The 20,618-nt window shown below is 55.4% G+C and carries 20 protein-coding genes and 1 tRNA gene; 9 read left to right on the forward strand and 12 right to left on the reverse strand.

Going from position 1 to position 20,618, the window contains the following annotated elements:
• Positions 1-17: 17 nt before the first annotated feature.
• From MWU61_RS10405 to MWU61_RS10430, 6 genes are all read left to right on the forward strand, one after another.
• The gene (locus tag MWU61_RS10405; RefSeq protein WP_247128421.1) at positions 18-1,169 is read left to right on the forward strand and encodes a D-alanyl-D-alanine carboxypeptidase family protein; all 1,152 of its coding nucleotides are present in this window, start codon (positions 18-20) and stop codon (positions 1,167-1,169) included.
• A 3-nt stretch (positions 1,170-1,172) separates the two neighbouring features.
• Positions 1,173-1,793 (forward strand): dTMP kinase, encoded by a 621-nt coding sequence (tmk, locus tag MWU61_RS10410; protein ID WP_247128301.1) that lies wholly within the window; start codon positions 1,173-1,175, stop codon positions 1,791-1,793.
• Positions 1,790-2,914 (forward strand): DNA polymerase III subunit delta', encoded by a 1,125-nt coding sequence (locus MWU61_RS10415; RefSeq protein ID WP_247128302.1) that lies wholly within the window; start codon positions 1,790-1,792, stop codon positions 2,912-2,914. Before tmk ends, MWU61_RS10415 begins: the two co-directional genes overlap by 4 nt.
• Before the next feature lie 9 nt (positions 2,915-2,923).
• Positions 2,924-3,712, forward strand: coding sequence for a TatD family hydrolase (locus MWU61_RS10420; protein WP_247128303.1), 789 nt, complete (start codon positions 2,924-2,926; stop codon positions 3,710-3,712).
• On the forward strand, positions 3,709-4,524 hold the full coding sequence (locus MWU61_RS10425) for an MBL fold metallo-hydrolase (protein WP_247128304.1): 816 nt from the start codon (positions 3,709-3,711) through the stop codon (positions 4,522-4,524). The genes MWU61_RS10420 and MWU61_RS10425 overlap by 4 nt, the downstream gene beginning before the upstream one ends.
• Before the next feature lie 72 nt (positions 4,525-4,596).
• A complete protein-coding gene (locus MWU61_RS10430; RefSeq protein WP_247128305.1) occupies positions 4,597-5,526 on the forward strand; it encodes an AEC family transporter in 930 nt (309 codons plus the stop codon).
• Positions 5,527-5,624: 98 nt separating this feature from the next.
• Here the strand turns inward: MWU61_RS10430 and MWU61_RS10435 are convergent, their stop codons facing one another.
• From MWU61_RS10435 to MWU61_RS10470, 8 genes are all read right to left on the reverse strand, one after another.
• Positions 5,625-6,521, reverse strand: a complete 897-nt coding sequence (locus tag MWU61_RS10435; RefSeq protein ID WP_247128306.1) for an ABC transporter permease — start codon at positions 6,519-6,521, stop codon at positions 5,625-5,627.
• A 6-nt stretch (positions 6,522-6,527) separates the two neighbouring features.
• Positions 6,528-8,135: an ABC transporter permease gene (locus tag MWU61_RS10440; protein WP_247128307.1), complete on the reverse strand. Its 1,608-nt coding sequence runs from the start codon at positions 8,133-8,135 to the stop codon at positions 6,528-6,530.
• 1 nt (position 8,136) lies between these two features.
• Positions 8,137-8,427 (reverse strand): DUF1330 domain-containing protein, encoded by a 291-nt coding sequence (locus MWU61_RS10445; protein ID WP_247128308.1) that lies wholly within the window; start codon positions 8,425-8,427, stop codon positions 8,137-8,139.
• Between the two features lie 62 nt (positions 8,428-8,489).
• The gene (locus MWU61_RS10450) at positions 8,490-9,596 is read right to left on the reverse strand and encodes an extracellular solute-binding protein (RefSeq protein ID WP_247128309.1); all 1,107 of its coding nucleotides are present in this window, start codon (positions 9,594-9,596) and stop codon (positions 8,490-8,492) included.
• A 72-nt stretch (positions 9,597-9,668) separates the two neighbouring features.
• Positions 9,669-10,769 carry an ABC transporter ATP-binding protein gene (locus tag MWU61_RS10455; RefSeq protein ID WP_247128310.1) on the reverse strand — a complete coding sequence of 367 codons (1,101 nt, stop codon included), beginning with the start codon at positions 10,767-10,769 and terminating at the stop codon, positions 9,669-9,671.
• 180 nt (positions 10,770-10,949) lie between these two features.
• Positions 10,950-12,812, reverse strand: coding sequence for a Hint domain-containing protein (locus MWU61_RS10460; protein WP_247128311.1), 1,863 nt, complete (start codon positions 12,810-12,812; stop codon positions 10,950-10,952).
• Positions 12,813-12,971: 159 nt separating this feature from the next.
• Positions 12,972-13,322 carry a hypothetical protein gene (locus tag MWU61_RS10465; protein ID WP_247128312.1) on the reverse strand — a complete coding sequence of 117 codons (351 nt, stop codon included), beginning with the start codon at positions 13,320-13,322 and terminating at the stop codon, positions 12,972-12,974.
• A 29-nt stretch (positions 13,323-13,351) separates the two neighbouring features.
• Entirely contained in the window at positions 13,352-14,407 is a 1,056-nt protein-coding gene (locus tag MWU61_RS10470) for an HD domain-containing phosphohydrolase (RefSeq protein ID WP_247128313.1), read from the reverse strand.
• A gap of 287 nt (positions 14,408-14,694) precedes the next feature.
• On the opposite strand from MWU61_RS10470, the gene MWU61_RS10475 reads away from it, so the two are divergent.
• Positions 14,695-15,876 carry a lytic murein transglycosylase gene (locus MWU61_RS10475; RefSeq protein WP_247128422.1) on the forward strand — a complete coding sequence of 394 codons (1,182 nt, stop codon included), beginning with the start codon at positions 14,695-14,697 and terminating at the stop codon, positions 15,874-15,876.
• 24 nt (positions 15,877-15,900) lie between these two features.
• On the opposite strand, the gene MWU61_RS10480 is transcribed toward MWU61_RS10475, so the two are convergent.
• Together MWU61_RS10480 and MWU61_RS10485 are read right to left on the reverse strand one after the other, a co-directional pair.
• Positions 15,901-15,987: transfer RNA gene (locus MWU61_RS10480), tRNA-Leu, on the reverse strand.
• 66 nt (positions 15,988-16,053) lie between these two features.
• The gene (locus MWU61_RS10485) at positions 16,054-16,539 is read right to left on the reverse strand and encodes a DUF2306 domain-containing protein (protein WP_247128314.1); all 486 of its coding nucleotides are present in this window, start codon (positions 16,537-16,539) and stop codon (positions 16,054-16,056) included.
• Positions 16,540-16,661: 122 nt separating this feature from the next.
• Between MWU61_RS10485 and MWU61_RS19865 the strand changes: the two genes are divergently transcribed.
• Positions 16,662-17,432, forward strand: coding sequence for a LytTR family DNA-binding domain-containing protein (locus tag MWU61_RS19865; protein WP_247128315.1), 771 nt, complete (start codon positions 16,662-16,664; stop codon positions 17,430-17,432).
• Positions 17,425-18,075: a lipoyl(octanoyl) transferase LipB gene (gene lipB / locus MWU61_RS10495; RefSeq protein ID WP_247128316.1), complete on the forward strand. Its 651-nt coding sequence runs from the start codon at positions 17,425-17,427 to the stop codon at positions 18,073-18,075. Before MWU61_RS19865 ends, lipB begins: the two co-directional genes overlap by 8 nt.
• A 20-nt stretch (positions 18,076-18,095) precedes the next feature.
• Here lipB and MWU61_RS10500 read toward each other — a convergent pair whose 3' ends face one another.
• On the reverse strand, positions 18,096-18,689 hold the full coding sequence (locus MWU61_RS10500) for a hypothetical protein (protein ID WP_247128317.1): 594 nt from the start codon (positions 18,687-18,689) through the stop codon (positions 18,096-18,098).
• A 142-nt stretch (positions 18,690-18,831) separates the two neighbouring features.
• Complete coding sequence (ctaD, locus tag MWU61_RS10505; RefSeq protein ID WP_247128318.1) at positions 18,832-20,505, reverse strand: cytochrome c oxidase subunit I; 1,674 nt, start codon at positions 20,503-20,505, stop codon at positions 18,832-18,834.
• Between the last annotated feature and the right edge of the window lie 113 nt (positions 20,506-20,618).

Here is a 20,618-nt window from a genome sequence, read left to right on the forward strand (position 1 = left end):
TTGCCCTGATCGTCAGCATGGTCTGGAGCGTCGCGGCGCTTGCTCAAACCTTTGATACACGCGCCACGGCTGCCTATGTGATCGACCAGACAACAGGCACTGTCCTGTTGGACAAGAATGCAGACGAACCACTACCGCCTGCGTCCATGTCCAAACTGATGACGATCTACATGGCGTTCGAAGCCGTGGCCGACGGCATCTTGCGCATTGATGAACGCCTGCCCGTGTCCACACATGCCGCATCCTATGGCGGGTCATCCATGTTTTTGGACACCACCGACCGTGTAACCGTCGAAGACCTGCTGCGGGGCGTGATCGTTTTGTCCGGCAATGACGCAAGCGCTGTGTTAGCCGAGGCCCTGTCGCTTGACGGGACAGAAGCAGGATTCGCCCGTCAGATGACCGAACGCGGCCGTCGCATGGGCATGACGAATTCGTCTTTTGCCAATTCAAACGGCTGGCCTGCTGCCGGGCATCGCATGTCGATGCGTGATTTGGGCATCCTCGCGAACCGTCTGATCACCGACTACCCCACCTATTACCCGCTATTTTCCGAACGCGAATTTGCCTTCGACAACCGCGTCCCGTCCAACACCCGCAACCGCAACCCGATCCTGAGCCTTGGGATCGGTGCAGATGGCCTGAAAACAGGTCACACGCAGGAAGCCGGTTACGGGCTGGTTGGCTCTGCGAAACAAGGTGATCGCCGGATTATTTTTGTGATTACAGGTCTCGACAGTTCGCAGGCCCGTGCAGAAGAAGCTGAGAAAATCGTTAACTGGGCTTTCCGCCAATTTGCCCAAAAGGACGTGGCCCAAGGTGGTACACGGATCGCAGAAGCAGAGGTCTGGATGGGCGAACAACCCTCCGTTGGCTTGACCGTTGCAGATGACGTTTCACTGTTGGTCCCTGTTGTGAACCAAGACGGTCTGGACGCCGAAGTCATCTACACAGGCCCGTTCGAGGCTCCGATCACAGCCGGTCAAGAACTGGGCGAATTGGTGATTTCGCTGGACGGCCTTCCCGAACACCGTGTCCCATTGGTCGCAGAACATGACGTGCCACTGGGCGGTTTCAACACGCGGCTGCGCGTGGCAGGCGAAGTGCTTTGGGGTAAGTTCGGCCCAACGGCAGAAGCTCCCGAAGCCGCGACAGAGGCTGAGTCCTAATTGATGACCATGGGCCGTTTCATTACGTTCGAGGGCATCGACGGCTCTGGCAAATCTACCCAATCGCGGACGTTGAAAGCATCGCTTGAGGCCGCAGGGCATGACGTTATCCTCACGCGCGAACCGGGCGGATCACCCGGTGCCGAGGAAATCCGCAACCTTGTCTTGACTGGCGAACCTGACCGTTGGTCTGCGGAGACAGAAATCCTGCTGTTCACTGCATCCCGCCGCGACCATCTGGAAAAGACAATCGAACCTGCGTTGGCTGCTGGCCAAACCGTTATTTCGGATCGTTTCGCCGACAGCACCCGCGTCTATCAAGGTGCCACCCGTGGTGATCTGCGCGGCATGGTGGATCAATTGCACAGCCTGATGATTGGGCGCGAACCTGATCTGACCTTCATCATAGATATGGATCCAGAAGTCGCGTTGACCCGCGGTCTTGCCCGCAATTCAGGCGAGGACAGGTTCGAAGATTTCGGCCTGCCGTTCCAAGAGACCCTGCGCCACGGCTTTTTGTCGCTCGCGAAATCCTTCCCCGCGCGTTGCATTCTGATCGATGGCAATCGTGAACCAGACGCGATCGCAGCCGATATCGCCACCCAATACGCCGCCCGCACATGAGCGACGATATCCCCGAACCCGACCGGATCGAAGGCGCACCGCACCCCCGTGAAACGCCCGTTCTATTTGGACAATCGGCGGCAGAGGCGTCGTTCCTCGAGGCTTTCAATGCCGGCCGCCTGCATTCCGGATGGTTGATCACTGGTCCGCGCGGCGTGGGCAAGGCGACGCTGGCATGGAAGATCGCCACATTTTTGTTGTCACAAGAGCCGGATCAAGGTGACAGGCTGTTTGGCGCGCCGCCCCCGCCGGAAACCTTGCATGTTGACGAAGACCATCCCGATGCGCGGCTTGTTCAATCGGGCGCGCATCCGCGTCTGTTTATCGTACGCCGTCCCTACGACGAGAAAACGAAGAAGCTGAAAGCAGACATCACCGTCGATGCCGTGCGCGGCGTGAAGGGCTTCTTTCACATGTCCGCCACTGACGGCGGTCGGCGCGTTGTCATTGTCGATGCAGCGGACGAATTGAACCGCAACGCGGCCAACGCGATCCTCAAAGAACTCGAAGAACCACCCGCTGACACAACGATCCTACTGATCGCGCACCAACCATCACGCCTTTTGCCAACGATCCGGTCCCGCTGCCGCGAATTGCGTTGTGGGCCGTTGGGCGCAGACGACCTAAGCCAAGCGCTGACCCAAGCGGGCCATACCGCAGACGCCACCGAAGCACTGACCGTTTTGGCGGGCGGATCAGCCGGCGATGCCATCGCGATGCTGAACCACGACGGATTGCCGCGTTATGCCGAAATCATCAAAGTGATGGACAACCTGCCCAACGCAGATCGCCCCGCCGCGCTTTCGCTCGCGAATTCCTGCGCAGGTGTTGCGAACGTGATCCGTTACGGTCTGACGCTTGATCTGATCGACCATTTTCTCGCGCGGTGTGCACGTGCCGGCTTGCTTGGCCCACCCGCCACACAAGGCGCACCCGGCGAGGCCCGATTACTGGCACGTCTGTCGCCTGATGATCGCGCTGCCCGCGCTTGGGCACAGTTACAGCAAGACCTGACTGCAAGGATCAGACATGGGCGGGCGGTGAACCTTGACCCTGCTGCTTTGGTCCTAGATATCGTATTTAAGATCGAAGAAACCGCACGGGCCGTTGCTGCCCGCTAAAGGCAGATTATGACCCTTCCCATTCTTGTCGACAGCCACTGCCACCTTGATTTTCCGGACTTTGATGCCGAACGTCCTGACGTGATTCAGCGGGCGTTGGACGCGGGCGTGACCCGCATGGTGACGATCTGCACACGCCTGCGCAATGAACCAAGCGTGCGGGCCATTGCCGAAGCGCATGATCCGGTTTTCTACGCCTGCGGCACCCATCCGATGTCAGCGGCAGAAGAACCATTGGCCAGTGTCGATGAACTGATCAAGATCGCGCAGCACCCGAAAATGGTCGGGATCGGCGAGACGGGTCTGGATTATCATTACACATCCGAAAGCGCTGATATCCAAAAGGAAAGTCTGCGAATTCACATCACAGCAGCGCGTGAAACGGGCCTGCCTCTGATCATCCACGCACGCGGCGCTGATGATGACATGGCCCGCATTCTGGCGGAAGAACATGCAAACGGGGCGTATTCCTGCGTGATGCATTGCTTCTCAAGCTCGCCTGAATTGGGCCGTGCAGCACTCGATCTAGGGTTCTACCTGTCGATGTCCGGGATCGCGACATTCCCGAAAAGCCAAGAGGTGCGCGACATCTTTGCGGCGGGCCCGTTGGACCGAATCTTGGTTGAAACAGATAGTCCATACCTTGCACCGCCGCCGCATCGCGGCAAACGCAATGAACCAGCGTATACTGCATACACAGCAGCCAAAGGGGCCGAGGTTTTCGGCATCTCGCTCGACGATTTCGCGAAAGCCACAACCGCCAATTTTGACCGCTTGTTCACGAAAGCCGCAGGATGAGCGACACGATCACCTTTCGTATTCTCGGCTGCGGGTCATCCGGTGGCGTGCCGCGCCTGTCGGATACGCGCGGCGGTAACTGGGGCGCTTGTGATCCGACGAATCCCAAGAACCGGCGCAGCCGCTGCGCCCTGCTTGTGACACGCAAAGGACCAAACGGCATCACGCGCGTGCTTGTCGACACCACTCCAGACATGCGGCAGCAACTGCTGGACGCCGGCATCGGATCGCTGGACGCCGTGGTCTATACACATGCGCACGCCGACCATTTGCACGGGATCGACGACCTGCGCATGGTCGTCTTCAACATGCGCCAACGATTACAGGTCTATGCGGATCAAGATACAACAGATGCGCTGATGGATCGTTTCGGTTATGCGTTCATCCAGCCCAAAGGCTCATCTTACCCACCGATCTGTGAATTGAACCTCATCGAACAGCCCTTTGAAATTACAGGCGCGGGCGGTCCCATTTCGTTCACTCCGATCCCTGTCGAACACGGCGCGATGGTCACCTATGGCTTCCGGATTAATGACTGTGCCTATGTGCCTGACGTGGCTGACATCCCGGACACAAGCTGGCCGCTTTTGGAAAACCTCGATCTGTGGATCATCGACGCATTACGCCGCGACCCGCACCCGACCCATGCGCACTTGGAAAAGACGCTTGGCTGGATTGACCAGATCAAACCCAAGCAAGCTGTGCTGACCAATATGCACAACGATCTCGACTACGCGACGCTTGCAGCAGAAACTGCAGACCATATTCAACCCGCCTATGACGGGCTGACCCTGACGCTACCAATCACATAACCGGATCGCCCCCGACTTCTTTTGGTCAAAAATACCTCTGCCGGAGGCGCCAACATATCGAAAGTCCCTGCCATGGGCGTTCTTTTAAATGTCATCCTTCCCGTCTTCCTCGTGATCGGCTTTGGCTATGTCGCGGTTTGGCGCAAGTATTTCAGCGACGAAGGCGTCGATGGACTGATGAAGTTTACACAGAACTTTGCGATCCCGTGCCTGCTATACCGAGCGATTTCGACCCTCGACCTAAGCCAGAACTTCGACTTTGCGCTCTTAGGAAGCTTCTATACAGGCGCCATTGCAGGGTTCGCGATTGGCATGATCGGGGCGAAAGTCATCTTCAAACGGGATTGGGAAGACGCGGTTGCCATTGGTTTTATCGGCCTGTTTTCCAACTCCCTGCTGCTTGGTCTACCAATCACTGAACGGGCCTACGGCGCAGGTGCGCTGGAAGCCAACTACACGATCATCGCGGTCCATTCGCCGATCTGCTATTTCGTCGGCATCACAGCGATGGAAATCGCCCGCAATCGCGGTGGATCGTTCACATCCCTGCCCGGCAAAGTGCTAAAGGCGATGTTCCGCAATGCACTGATCTTGGGGATCAGCCTTGGGTTCATCGTGAATCTTGGCGGTATTCCCGTGCCCGGCGTCATCACCGACGCAATTGATTTGATGGTCCGCGCGGCGTTGCCTGCAGCGCTTTTCGGTTTGGGCGGCGTGTTGTATCGTTACAGACCCGAAGGCGACATCAAAACGATCCTGTTTATCGTCTGCGTGTCGCTTGTCGTGCACCCGACGACTGTCTGGCTCTTGGGGAAATGGAACGGGCTGAGCACGGACGCGTTCCGCTCGGCGATCCTGACATCTGCGATGGCACCGGGGATCAACACCTACGTCTTTGCCAACATGTACCGCAAAGCCAAACGCGTAGCGGCGTCCGCGGTGCTGTTCGGCACAGCGTTGTCCATCCTGTCGGTTTGGCTATGGCTCGCTATCTTGCCCTAGAACCTTTTCTTTTGGTCCTAAATATCTCGGGGGGTCTGGGAGGCTGGCCCCCCAGTGTCGCGACGCCAAAGGCGACGCAATACCTGCTTGAGAACGACCTAGCTCGGTGACATGCCTCGCAAACGCTCTGACCTGCGGCGAAGCAATTCGACCACGAACAACAGAACAATCGAGATCGCGATCAAGATCGTCGCGACCGCCAAAATCGTCGGGCTGATCTGCTCGCGCAGGCCTGTAAACATCTGCCAAGGCAGCGTTTTCTGACCGGCAGAGCCGACGAAAAGAACCACGACAACTTCATCGAACGATGTGATGAACGCGAACAGTCCGCCTGACACAACGCCCGGCAAAATCAGCGGCATTTGCACGCGAAAGAAAGTCGTCACCGGCCCTGCCCCCATGTTGGCCGCCGCACGCGTCAGGGATTTATCAAACCCCACCAGCGTCGCCGTCACCGTGATGATCACGAAAGGAATGCCCAACGCCGCGTGTGCCAGCACAACACCGATATAAGTGCCTGTCAGCGTGAAAGGCAGTTCGAGCTTGCCGTAGAACGGGATCGGTATGTACGGGTTGGAATAGAAGAAATACATACCAGTCGCCGAAATAATCAGCGGCACGATCATCGGCGAGATCAGGATCGCCATGATGGCGCGCCGGAAAGGCACGTGGGATTGCGACAGACCAATCGCGGCCAACGTCCCCAAGGACACCGACAAGATCGTCGCCACAGGTGCGATCCTGAGCGAGTTCTTCAACGCCAACTGCCAATCGGAACTGGTGAAGAAGTCTTCATAGTGTTTCGTCGAATAGCCTTCCGGATCGAAAGCCAGCATTTCCGGCGTGAACGTAAAGAAATCCTGCGCGTTAAACGACAGCGGAATGATCACGACAATCGGCGCGATCAGGAAGAAAAAGATCAACCCGCAGATAATCCGGAAACTGTAATACCACACCGTTTGGCCGGGGGTCGCATATGTTGGCAAACCTGACATGTTTTCTTACCCTAGCTTTACGTTGTCGATGCCGACGATCCGGTCGTAGGCCCAGTAGAAGATCAGCACGATGGCCAGCAAAATCGCACCCAATGCGGCCGCCAAGCCCCAGTTAAGGGAGCTGGAAATGTGATACGCGATCCGGTTCGAGATAAAGACACCCTTGGTCCCGCCCACGATTTCCGGCGTGATGTAGTAGCCAATCGACAGAATAAACACGAGGATCGACCCCGCCCCGATGCCCGGAATGGACTGCGGGAAATAGACGCGCCAGAAGGCGGTCCAGTTCGTGGCCCCCAGTGACTTTGCCGCCCGCAGGTAGCTTGACGGGATCGTTTGCATCACCGAATAAAGCGGCAGGATCATGAATGGCAGCAAGATATGCGTCATCGCGATGATCGTACCCGTTTGGTTATTGATCAGTTGTAAGCGGCTGTCATCGGCCACGAAGCCAATCCAGACCAGCACATCGTTGATCACCCCCTGCTGTTGCAGCAGCACTTTCCACGCAGACGTTCGCACCAGCAGCGATGTCCAGAACGGCAGTAGCACGAGGATCATCAGAAGGTTCGCTTTGCGTGCTGGCAGGTTCGCGAGCAACCAAGCGATTGGATAGCCCAACAGGATACAGCTGACGGTGATCGTAAAGGACATGATCATCGTACGGATAAACAGCGTGATGTAGATCCGTTCGTTTTCTGGGCGCAGTTCTGCGCCTTCGGCCCCCTTCAGGCGGTCGACAGAGTTCAGGAAATACCCGTCCGTGTAAGCAGGACTGTAAGTCTGAATGGTACGCCAAACATCGGTGCTGCCCCAGTCTTCGTCGATATCGACGAACAGCGCTTTAGGATCATCCAACGTCAAACCCGCTACCGTGGTTTGCACATCGGCAAGCAAATCTGCCTGCGCGTCTGACAATCCGTCAGTCGGGGCAGTCGTCACTTCTTGCGCAAGAACATGGAAGAAGATCGGTAATTGCTTTTCGGCCAACGGGTTATCGCCCGCCTCCATCGCGATTTCGGTAAAGGACCGGTACAGGCTGGTGGTATCCGGCAAAGCAGCCTGCAATTCCGGACGTGCCTCGAATGCTGGTCCTGCGCCTGTCTCGTCCCACGCATCCACTGCGTCGGTCCAATCATCGGTGCCCAGTAATCCGCCAAAGACAGACCGTTCTTTCCAAATCGGTGCGGCGTCTTCCAGCGCGTCTTGGACGGTTTCGCCAATCTCATCAACACTGCGGCCGGTTTTGCGGAACAGCGATGACACGCCGGTCAATTCATAGTTCAGGCGGCTGCCTAGTCGCGTGTGGCTTTTCTCTTCGACAGCAATCGCCAGATCGCGGGCCAAAGCCTCGAACACTGCAGCGTCTGGTTCAGCTTCGCCTGCGGCATCCCAATCAGCCAGCTCAACCACAGTCCGTGGGAGCGTTTCGCCAACGATTTGGTTCTCGACCGACCGGAACAACATATCCGCAATCGGCATCACAAAGGACACGAGGATGAACAACAAAAGCGGCGCGATCAGCATCAAGGCCCGCATCTTTTGGCGGCGCAATGCGCGGTTCAGCGATGCTTTCAGCGGGCGACCGTCTGCTGCGAGAACTTGTTCAGCCATGTTATTCGGCCCCTTCAACGAGCACGATCATGCTGTCCGCGTTTGCTGTGCGTATCTTCATGATCTCTTGGTATTCTTCGGAATAATATGCAGCTTTCGCTGTCTCATAATCGGGGTATTCAAAGCACACATGACGTGTGAATTCTGGGCCTTCTGGGGTCTCGGATTGACCACCGCGTACAAGCGGTTTGCCACCAAACGACGCAAGAACCGGCGAATTGCGTGTTACGTATTCTTTATACGCTTCCGCATCCTTCACGGTCACATGACCAATAATGTAGCCTTTTGGCATATCGTCCCCACACCCGATTTAGAAAGGGGGCGCGACCCGCAGGCCGCACCCCCAAAGATCACTTACTGTGACAACCATGCCTGGAATTTCGCATCCAGATCGTCACGGTAGTCAGCCCACCATTCGTAGTTGTACAGGAAAGTGTTTGTCGCGTTCGCTGGATCGGTTGGCATGTGTGGCGCCATGTCGATACCCAAAGTCGCGTGCTGACCTACGAGAGGCGCAGAAGATGCACGTGCTGGACCGTAAGAGATGTACTTCGCTTGGTCGGCCAGACGCTGTGTGTCTGTCGCGAACTTCACGTAGTCCAATGCGCGTGCTTCACGCTCTGGTGTCAGGCCAGTTGGGATGATCCAACCGTCAAGGTCAAACACCTGCGCGTCCCAAAGCATCGCAACCGGCTGATCTTGCTCTTCGATCAAGCTGAACAGACGGCCGTTGTATGTGGACCCCATGATGACTTCGCCGTCAGCCAAAAGCTGCGGCGTGTCAGCACCAGCGGACCACCAAACAACGCTGTCCTTGATGGTGTCGAGCTTGGCAAACGCCTGCGCCTGACCTTCTTCTGTTTCCAGAACGTCATACACGTCTTCGTTTGCAACGCCGTCACAGATCAAAGCCCATTCGAGGTTGTTGATCGGACGCTTTTCGAGCGAACGCATACCTGGGTATGTGTCTGTGTCGAACAATGCGCAGATTTCTGTTGGCGCAGTGTCACCAACAAGGTCTGTGCGGTAGCCAACAGTTGTCGAATAAACGATCTGTGGGATGAAGCAGTCGGATACCAGCAGATCGCCGAAATCGTCAGATGCTTTGGACCCGTCGTCGCCATCAGCAAGCTGTGTGTCCGCGTCGATTTCAAGTGCAAGACCTTCGTCGCACAGGCGGATCGCGTCAGACGCAACAACGTCAACAACGTCCCATGTCACGTTACCCGCTTCGTTCATCGCGCGCAGTTTCGCAACCGCTTCGGCAGAGGATTCATCGTTGATGATCGTCACGCCTGTGTTCTCAGCATATGGGTCGTGATACGCTGCCTGTTGTGACGCAGAGTACGCGCCGCCCCAGCTTACGATTGTCATTTCATCGGCCATGTGACCGTCAGCGCCAGCTGCCAATGGTGCAATCACCAGTGCAGATGAGGCCATAAGTTTGGTAGTCAGTTTCATTGTATTCTCCCGTTAGAAGTGCCCGGATTGGTATTGAAGATCAGCAGTCCAGGCCGCCACTGATCCTTGTCTTTATGCGTCGAGCGCGCGGCAATCTTCGGCCATCCAGCCGATTTCGATTGTCTCACCCGGTTTCAGGCGTACCTGATCAGGCGCGTTACGGGTTTTCACCACAAATTCGTCGCTGCCAGCCACACGCAGGCGGGTCCGGAAAATGTCACCCATGTAGATGAATTCCAGCACTTCAGCCTTCAGCGTATGTGCATCGGCATGCAAACGTGCGCGGTCAAATTCGACCCGTTCTGGACGGATTGAAACCTTCGTGCGGTCGCCGACGCTATTCACGTTTACAGGCACCGCGTCGATGATGTCGCCGCTGTCCAGCTTGACGATACAGGTGTTGCCTTTGATTTCCTGAACAACGCCTTCAAGGGTATTATTCTCACCGATGAACTGGGCAACAAAGCTGTTCTCGGGCTTTTCATACAATTCATCCGGTGGTGCCAGCTGTTGAATACGCCCATCATCAAACACAGCAACACGGTCTGACATTGTCAGCGCCTCTGTCTGGTCGTGGGTCACGTAAACGGTTGTAATACCAAGCGAATGGGCAAGGTTCGTAATTTCGAACTGCAACGTTTCGCGCAGTTGCTTATCAAGCGCGCCAAGCGGTTCGTCCATCAATACCAATTCCGGTTCAAACACCAGCGCACGCGCCAGAGCGATCCGCTGCTGTTGGCCACCAGACAATTGTGCCGGACGTCGCCCTGCGAAATCGCCCATCTGAACCATATCCAAAGCGCGCTTCACTTTCGCCTCGCGATCGGATTTGCCCATCTTGCGGACTTCCAGCGGGAAGGACAGGTTTTCGGCGACCGTCATGTGCGGGAAAAGCGCGTAGTTTTGGAACACCATCCCGATGCCACGCTTGTGTGGCGGGATGTTGTTAATCGACACGCCATCCAGCAAAATATCGCCGTGGGTGGCTGTTTCAAACCCTGCTAACATCATGAGGCAAGTCGTTTTGCCGGACCCTGACGGCCCAAGCATCGTCAAAAACTCGCCCTTGGGCATTGAAAGATTCAGATCTTTTACAACAAGGTTTTCCCCGTCGTAGCTTTTCTGGACCCGCTCAAAAGCGACAAACGCGCCATCACCAGTCGTAGCAGTCAAAAGTCTCTCCCCAGAGTGTGGCGGAATCTTTGTCCGTCCGGCGATCACCTTAGATCAGTGCTAGTATTCTGCAACCTTTGATCTGAACAACGAACGCGTAAAGACGAAACGATCATGAACTGACTGATTTTACGGCATTCTACAGCGTTGTTGCAGCATCTGCAGTCTAAACGACTTTTGCTACATCCTGACCATCTGCGCTTCGTGCTTGCGTAAACACCGTCTGGCCGTTTGTCCGTACTGCGATAAATCGGCCCGCAGTTCGGGGAAAATCTCGAATAGTTCCGCCCGCGCGGCATCGTCAACTGACGCGACACCTTCTTCGCCGGGATGGAAACTTTCGGTGGCAGCACCATTCGCGTAGACCACTTCATGCGTGTCGAACAATATATGGATATAGGTCACGACCCCGCCTTCCTGACGGGTGACATCGCGGCCATCGACCAGATGTTTCGCCGCCAAAAGAACCTCGGATTCCCCGAACAAGAGCTCCGCGCGGTAGCCCGTGAACAACATCCTGTGCTGTGGCGACACCAAAAGCGGCTGTTCAAGCCCAGTCACGACGCCAGGCCGGATCAGGATCGGGGCCAGTTTGCCTTGGGCACGCACCGCACGCCGTCCGATCCAGCGGATCGGCTGCAAACCGTGGTCACGGGTCATGACGCGATCCCCGACCTGTAGCGTTTCGATAGGACGTTCCCCATGCGGGGTCGCAATCATCGCGCCGGGTGTAAAACAAGGAATACCAGCGGCATACAGCTGCGCGTTTGTCGACATTTGTGCAGGCGTCACGCCCTGCAAAACAACTGTTTCGCCTTCCGGGAACGTGAGCTTCGCGTTCCCTGCTCCATCGTCAGACACCGACACATCGCCGACCCGAATTGGGCTGCCATCCGGATTTTGCAGCCCGCTGACGTCAAACTGGTCGTTGTAGAACCCGTTGCCATCTGTGTCCGACACGTCAAAGTCAGTGACAACGTCGTCGTTCCCGCCCTGTTCAAACCGCAGGGTGTCTTCGCCGGTGCCCGTCGTGATCGTATCGTTGCCCGTGCCGCTATCGAACCAATCGCTACCGTCACCGCCAAACAACGTGTCATTGCCCGACCCACCGTCGACGAAGTCGTTTCCTGCGCCCCCATAGACTACGTCATGGCCGAGCCCCCCCAAAACGCTGTCGTCCCCGTCGCCGCCGAATAGGGTGTCGTCACCGTTATTACCTTCAATCGAATCCGCCCCAGTGCCACCATAGAGTGCGTCATGGCCGTAGCCGCCGAAGATATCGTCGGTGCCGGCGCTCGACGTCACGGTGAGATCGCTGAACATAGCTGACGCATCGATGGTGTCGTTCCCACCGCTGGTCTCGATTTCCTCGATCCCAACGATAATACCGGTGCTACTGCCAGCGTTCTGGGTGTACGCCGCCTGTTGCGAGTCCATGTCGTAACTAATGCTAACGTCGCTATCACTAAGAAAACTTATCGTGTCTTGGCCAGTGCCGCCAAAAACAGTGTCGTTCCCCGCCACGTCAAGCAGTTCGAAAGTGTCGTCTCCGTCTTGGCCATATAAAGTGTCGTCGCCGTCTTCGCCCCGTATCTGATCATTTCCAGCGCCCGCATAAATTAGGTCGTCACCGAGCCCTCCCGACAAAAAGTCATCGCCATCCTTGCCGTGAAGCGTGTCGTTCCCGCTTTCCCCGTAGACAACATCGTCACCATTGCCTGCGTAAACAGTGTCGTGCCCGTCACCCGCGGCCACCCCGTTTCCACCAGCTTCAGAGGTGTGGATCTGGTCATCGCCTGCTCCGCCATAAAGAATATCGCTGGTTAGATCGTCACCGCCGTACAGGGTGTCATTCCCGTCACCGCCATAAAGGGTGTCATGATCATCGCCGGCCGCCAGCGTGTCATTTCCGGCGCCACCATACAGCGTATCGCTACCTGCATCGGTCCAGATCTGATCGTTGCCTGCTTCGCCTGAAATCGTGTCAGATCCGGTCGTGCCGGACACCGTGTCGTTGCCGCTTGTTCCGTATGTCGTTGCCATAATCGAACCCACCATTCATTCCAAAGTTGGGATCGGTATAGGATTAGGCTGACTAACAGGATGTGAAGAATTCAGACCTGATTAACAAAGGTTTTCATAAACTAAACACTGCTTTTCTGTAAAATTTTCAACCATTTAATCCAAATGATCTGTCATGTGCTAGCCGGACGCGACGCGCCTTGCGGCAGCCACGCTTTGGTGCAAAATATCTATCAGTCCCGCCACATCAGTCCGCGTCGCATCGGGCTTATCTCGTAAGGTTTGCGCATTCGCCCCGACGCCTCCCAAACCTAAAGTCGCGGCTGCCCCTTTTAACGCGCGAAGCTCTGCATCAAGATTGCGCAGTGTCGGCCCGCCCTGCTGGTCCCCCGCATTTTGCAGTAGCGCCTGTCCATCGTCGCTCAATTGGCCAAGCAGCTGCACATACAGGTCTTCGCCCAATTCGGCCAAGACGGACAACAATTGGTCCATGTCGATAAGATCAATGTCATCATCACGAAATTTGGTCACGACTTTCACTACCTTATCGCGACGTGTCATTATGCCGACAAAGCTGACATAGACTTGTCCACATCAACTTGATAAATCTGCCGGATTTCATCTTTTCCGGCCGAAAATGCGGCCACGCATACAGGATCAAAGTGTTTCCCGGATTGGTTAATGATTTCCACACAGGCCTTTTCAAACGGCCAAGCGGGTTTACACGTCCTTTCAGAACAGAGCGCATCGAACACATCAGCGACCGCAGTAATTCGACCGGACAACGGGATTGCATCGCCCGCTAGGCCTGCGCCATAGCCCGTCCCGTCCCATTTCTCGTGATGATAAAGCGCGATTTCATGCGCCATCCGGATTAATTCACTTTCGCCACCCTGCAGGATTTCGGACCCAATTGCCGTATGCGTTTCGATCACTTGGCGTTCTTCACAGGTCAGCGCACCAGGCTTGTTCAGAACAGCATCACTGATGCCGATCTTGCCAGTGTCGTGAAGTGGTGTCGCAAGATACAATGTGCGGCAGTATTGTTTGCTGAGGCCCATATGCTTGGCAATGACCTTTGCGACAGATTCGACACGCGACACATGTTCACCCGTCGATCCATCGCGCGTTTCAATCGCACGCGACAGTCGCCAAATCAGTTCTTCATCGCGTTCAACAAGTTTTTGCGTGGCTTTTTGAACTTCGAAATCAAGGTGCATTGCACGATCCAACAAGGCCAATTGCGCCTCGCGCAAAGACAACAAATTGCGGGCCCGAACGCGCAATTCTTCCGGATCAAATGGCTTGTTCAGAAAATCCGTGGCCCCAGATCGTACTGCCGACAACCGCAATTCGCGATCGTCATCCGCCGTCAGCATGATAATCGGGACGAATTGATAGTCGGGCATCGCGCGCAGTGCTTTCACACAGGCGATCCCGTTCATTTCGCCCATCCGGTAATCGACCAAAACGAGATCAAAAATCACCTGCGCACAACGTTCAAGCGCGACCTCTGGATCCGTGAAGCATTCAACATCGTGCGCGGCCATACGCGACAACACAGCACGAATGACGTTCAGACTGATGCTTTCGTCATCAATGATACAAATACGCATGAAACACCTCAAAATACACAAAACGGAATCGGTTTGCCCGATCCCGGCACGTTCTAAATCGGTTCGCTTCGATCACTAAGCCCCTTAGAAATTTCCATTTTATGAAAATAAACCATTTTTCATGGCTCTTTGAGCGATAGATCGCCACCTCGGACACGCTATTGGTCTCGCCCCAACTGTTCGGTGCTAAGTGTAGGGAAACCCTCGCCTTACCAAGGAATTCCCCTGTGATCGCAGTTAACCGTTTGCTTATTCTTATATTCGTCATCCTGTTTCCGATTTCCGCGATGGCGCAAAATCGAAATGCTGTTGCGGCAGATTTTCAGGTTTGGTTGGGGTCAACTGTTTGGCCCAAAGCCCAGCGTGCCGGCGTCAGTCGGTCAACCTTTGAAACGGCGCTTTCTGGCGTCACACCCAAATGGGACCTGCCCGATTTGGTCATTCCGGGCGAACGGGCCGACACCACACAACGGCAGGCCGAATTCCGTCCGCCTGCGGGTTATTTTGCGGCTGGCAGCCTGAACACGAATGCCAATACAGGCCGCCAGTTGATGCAACGCCACGCGCAAACACTTGCACGGATCGAACGCCAAACAGGCGTTCCCGCGCAGATTATCGTCGCGATTTGGGGCCGCGAAAGCAGCTTTGGTAACGCGCGCATTCCGCATAATGCTTTTCAAATTCTCAGCACAAAAGGGTTTCTCAGCACGCGAGCATCTTATTTTACCAACGAACTGATCGCCGCGCTGCAAATGGTCGAACGCGGCTACGCCAGCCCCGCCGCCATGAAAAGCAGTTGGGCAGGCGCACTTGGCCAGCCGCAGTTCATGCCGTCAAATTACCTTAAATACGCAGCAGACGGGAACGGCGACGGGCGCGCCGACATATGGGGGTCCGCCGATGATACGCTCGCTTCTATCGGCGCTTACTTGCGCGATCACGGATGGTCAGCAGGCCGCGACTGGGGATTCGAGGTGAACGTCCCCAATACCGTCTCTTGCGCGATGGAAGGGCCACATCAGGCACGCCGCATTTCCGATTGGGCAGCAATGGGTATCACGCGCGTGAACGGTCGCTCCTTTCCCGCTGCCGAGGCGCGTGAAAACGGTTTTCTACTGATGCCTGCTGGTCGGTACGGACCCGCCTTTGTCGTCACATCAAATTTCACGGTGCTGAAGGCCTACAACGAAAGCGACGTCTATGCGCTATTTGTCGGACACGTAGGTGATCGCATGCGTTACGGCGTCGGCGGATTCAACAGCGGTTGGAGCGCACTAGATAGCTTTGCACGATCAGATGTCCGCGCAATGCAGCAAAAACTGGAAGCGCAAGGATACGACGTCGGCGGCGCAGACGGCTTGATCGGCAACAAAACACGCGGCGCAATCGGCGCATGGCAAACACGCAATGGCATGGCCGCGACCTGCTACCCAAATCGCGCAATGCTAGCGGCGATTGCCCAGCAATAATCTATGTTCATTTTTTCGGGGATATGGTGCGGTCGGAGGGACTCGAACCCTCACTCCTGTTACAGAACAGCGACCTCAACGCTGCGCGTCTACCAATTCCGCCACGACCGCAAATCATGTCAGGTAGTGGCGCGGATATAGACGAGGGTTTGCGCGATGCCAAGAGGCAAAACGCGACTAAATTTCACGCGTTCTCGTCTGCACCAAATATACCGCCAGCCCCCCGCCAATAAGCAGCGCCATCACGATAAATCCTAACGTCGCATTTTCGCCAAACACAGCTAAATTCATCCGTCGTCGCGGCAGGAAGGTGAACAATCCAGCGACGCCCATGGCCCAGAAATAAAGGGTTTTCATACCGGCCTGATGGGCCTCAAATTTTCCCGCGCGGATAGCAGACAACGCCTGCCATAGGCCGAACAGCGTCAAAATGGATAACGCGTGGATTGGACCGAATGGACCAATCATGGGCGTTTCCGAGATCCAGAAAGATGTCACCGCAGTCGATGCCATCGCGCAAACCCACAGGTAACCAAGGTAACGGTGCCATATATCGCGCGATTTACGCAACAGGACGATTGGCCCCAGACAAACGGCGGTCACAGCGCAAACAACATGCAACTGGATCGCGATGGTCGCGGAAAGAAGAGGATCGATAGACATAAGGTGACCTTATCAATACGTAATGCGGACAAGACGGACTTGCGTCACGCAAGCCTGTAGGTGCATTGTCGCACGCGGGTGAAACCACCCAAGACCGGATACGCAAATGGAAGCGATGGATCGTGGATCGCCAGCTTTTCTCATCCGCGCTACGTGAAGTGCGGGCTGATCTTTCGAAACGGAACACCGTGATCGCGCTATTGGGTGTTGGGATCGTGCTTGGGCTATCTGGCCCATTTGAAACCATCGCATTGATGAAGCTCGTGCCCCGCCTGCTCTATTGGATCGTTGTTGCGTCAACGACTTTTGCTTTGGGCAGTTTGATCTCGGCAGTTTGTGCGCGCGTATTTGCCGGAAAACCGTTTTGGCTCCGTATGATATGCAGCGCCCTGCTGATCGGGACCTGCGTGACCGTTTTCTTGGCTGCGCTGAACGTGCTCGTTTTCAACGTCGGTGCCGCTGACGCAACTGACGTGATGCCCCAATGGGGCCTTATCGTTCTGATCTCGGCGGTTGTAGATATCGGCGTGAATTTAGCAGCGCCCAATTCGCCAGACCCGCTGCCGCCTATTCTGGATCGTATTTCTTTGGCAAAACGCGGCGATCTGATCGCATTGAGCGCGGAAGATCACTATGTAAAGGTCACAACAGTCAACGGGACGGACATGATCCTCATGCGCCTATCAGATGCCATCAAAGAGGTCGGAAGCACCGCAGGTCTGCGAATTCACCGATCGCATTGGGTCGCACTGAACCAGATCCAAAACGCCACCCGCGCCAGTGATCGGGGGACCGTGACATTGTCGAACGATGAAACCCGCCCGATTAGCCGAAGCTACATCGCTGTCGCCAAGACTGCAGGGTTGTTTCCCAAAGGACGCGCAGATGGTTGAATGGATCACGTCAAAAGGTCTGACCCCCTACCCTGACGCTTTGCGGATCATGGAAGATCGCGCCAACGCGATTGCCGCGGGCGAAGCCAATGAAGCGATCTGGTTGGTCGAACATCCCCCACTATACACCGCAGGTACATCGGCCAAATCTGCCGACCTGATTGATCCTGACCGCTTTCCTGTATTCGAGGCACGACGGGGTGGCGAATACACCTATCACGGTCCCGGCCAAAGGGTCGCCTATGTCATGCTCGACGTCGGCAAACGTGGCCACGACGTACGTCGTTTCGTGAAGCAGCTTGAAGGGTGGGTGATCGCCGCGCTGAAAGAATTCAACGTCGAAGGCGAAATCCGTGACGGTCGCGTTGGCGTTTGGGTGCCTCGTCCTGATAAGCCGCTGATGCCGGATGGGTCCATTGCTGAAGACAAGATCGCGGCGCTCGGGATTAGATTGCGCAAGTGGGTCAGTTTTCACGGGTTATCGATTAACGTCGAACCTGATCTGGACCATTTCGGCGGCATCGTCCCCTGTGGCATTTCGGACCACGGCGTTACGTCGCTCGTTGATCTCGGGTTGCCTGTGACGATGGATGACGTGGACGTGGCACTGCGTAGAACGTTCGACGCGGGGTTCAACGATTAGCGCATCTTTCAAGCGACGCTTCAGTCAACTGGCAGCCCTTCATCAATACAGTTTTGGTAAAAACGCGACGCCAAAATTTCTTCAGCAGAAACATAGGGTACATCTGACTGCACCAAGCATTGCATATGTCGGATGCTTGGAAGACCCGATTCAGCAAGGCTCCTCTCAATTTCGTCGGCCAAAGAAACTTCAGAAGCGTTTATGCTCTCATGGTTTTCTTTGAAGTATTCGATTAGCAGAAAGGCTTGATAACTCTCGCGCTTTGCCTGTTCAATTCCAGACGTAGCGGCCAATGTCGTTAAAAAAACAGAGCCACGCGTCAACGGACCTCTTCTCTCAAACTCACTGTCAGAAATTGGGCTTAGGATGGCGCGGAGATTAACATAATATTCATCACCATCATCAACGAAACCGCCTAGTGGCGTAACATCGTTACGGGAAATGTCGTTAAATCGCAGAAAGAACTCCGATACCCAGTTGCATGGTTGCGCCTCGCCCAACTCTGCCGGTGTGAAATCCAACATTTCCTGCGCATCCATACACTCCGAGCGTGCGATACTTGGTGCGGCCAAACTCAATACAAAGACCAACTGGGCCAATTTTCTAGATATCATTAAGTCACTTTCTCGCTTCTGATGCGCATTCCTACACCGTCAGCCAATACAGCAAAAGGTCAGGTCTTCCGTACTCGCAAACGAGAAACGCAAAAGGCCCCACCAAATTGGCGGGGCCTTTTCTATTTTACATCAGCGGCGCTTAGTGTGCGTGCTGTTTGTCCCAGTCAGACTGCTTTGGCAGCTGCTCGAATGTGTGCTCTGGTGGAGGGCACGGCAGTGTCCATTCCAGTGTATCTGCGTATTCGTTCCATGGGTTGTTCTCGGTCACGCGGCGACCAGCGAACAATGTGTAGAACAACACGCCGATGAAGAACACGAAGGATGCGAAGGACAGGAATGCGCCCCAGCTGGATACGTAGTTCCACAGTGCGAAGGCATCTGGGTAGTCGATGTAGCGACGTGGCATCCCGTTACGACCCAAGAAGTGCTGTGGGAAGAACGTGATGTTTGCACCGATAAACATCATCCAGAAGTGCAGCTTACCAGCCCATTCAGGATACATGCGGCCCGACATTTTTGGCAGGTAGAAATAGATACCCGCAAAGATCGAGAACACAGCACCCAAGGACATCACGTAGTGGAAGTGTGCCACAACGTAATATGTGTCGTGGTATGCACGGTCTACACCAGCCTGTGACAACACGATACCAGTCACACCACCAACGGTGAACAGGAACAAGAAGCCCAGCGCCCACAGCATTGGTGTTTTGAACTCAACAGAGCCGCCCCACATTGTCGCGATCCATGAGAAGATTTTCACCCCTGTCGGAACCGCGATGACCATTGTGGCCAACATGAAGTAAGACTGCTGTGTCAGCGACATACCGACTGTGTACATGTGGTGCGCCCACACAACAAAGCCCAGCGCGCCAATTGCGACCATCGCATAAACCATCGGCAGGTAGCCGAAGATTGGCTTCTTAGAGAACGTCGCGATTACGTGTGACACGATGCCGAAGCCTGGAACGATGATGATGTACACTTCCGGGTGTCCGAAGAACCACAGGATGTGCTGATACAAGATCGGGTCGCCGCCGCCTTCTGGTTGGAAGAAGGTTGTGTCGAAGTTCCGGTCCGTCAGCAGCATTGTAATAGCACCTGCAAGCACTGGAAGTGCGAGAAGGATCAACCATGCTGTGACGAAGATGGACCAAGCAAACAACGGCACTTTGTGCAGTGTCATGCCTGGTGCACGCATGTTCAGGAAGGTTGTGATCATGTTGATCGCGCCCAAGATCGAAGATGCACCGGACAGGTGAACACCAAAGATCGCGAGATCCATCGACATGCCAGCCTCGGATGTGGACAGCGGCGGATACAGAACCCAGCCAACACCGGACCCGAGTTGACCGTTACCACCTGGTGCCAAAAGCGACGCCACACCAAGGGACGCACCAGCAACAAACATCCAGAAAGACAGGTTGTTCATCCGTGGGAACGCCATATCCGGCGCACCGATCTGGAGCGGCATGAAGTAGTTACCAAAGCCACCAAACAGGGCTGGAATAACCACGAAGAACATCATCAAGACACCGTGGTAGGTGATCATCACGTTCCAAAGGTGGCCGTTTGGCGTACAAGTCGCCGCAGAATCTGCAATGAAACGCGCCCCTTCGAGGCACATATATTGCACGCCCGGGTTCATGAGCTCGAGGCGCATGTAAACGGTGAAGGCAACGGACACAAAGCCCAAAGCACCTGCAACAAACAGGTACAAGATACCGATATCTTTATGGTTTGTAGACATGAACCACCGGGTAAAGAAACTCCGGTTGTCTTCGTGTTCATGGCCGTGGATGGCGGCGTCTGCCATGTGGCTCTCCTCGATTTTCTATCACTGACCGATTCCGCGAGTCGCACCACGGGCCCGGATTTGAGGTTGTTCTAGAGTGTTGAGCGTTAAGGGGCAATAAAGGAAGCCCCCAA

It is taken from the genome of Loktanella sp. F6476L, from assembly GCF_023015725.1.
Classification (GTDB): domain Bacteria; phylum Pseudomonadota; class Alphaproteobacteria; order Rhodobacterales; family Rhodobacteraceae; genus Yoonia.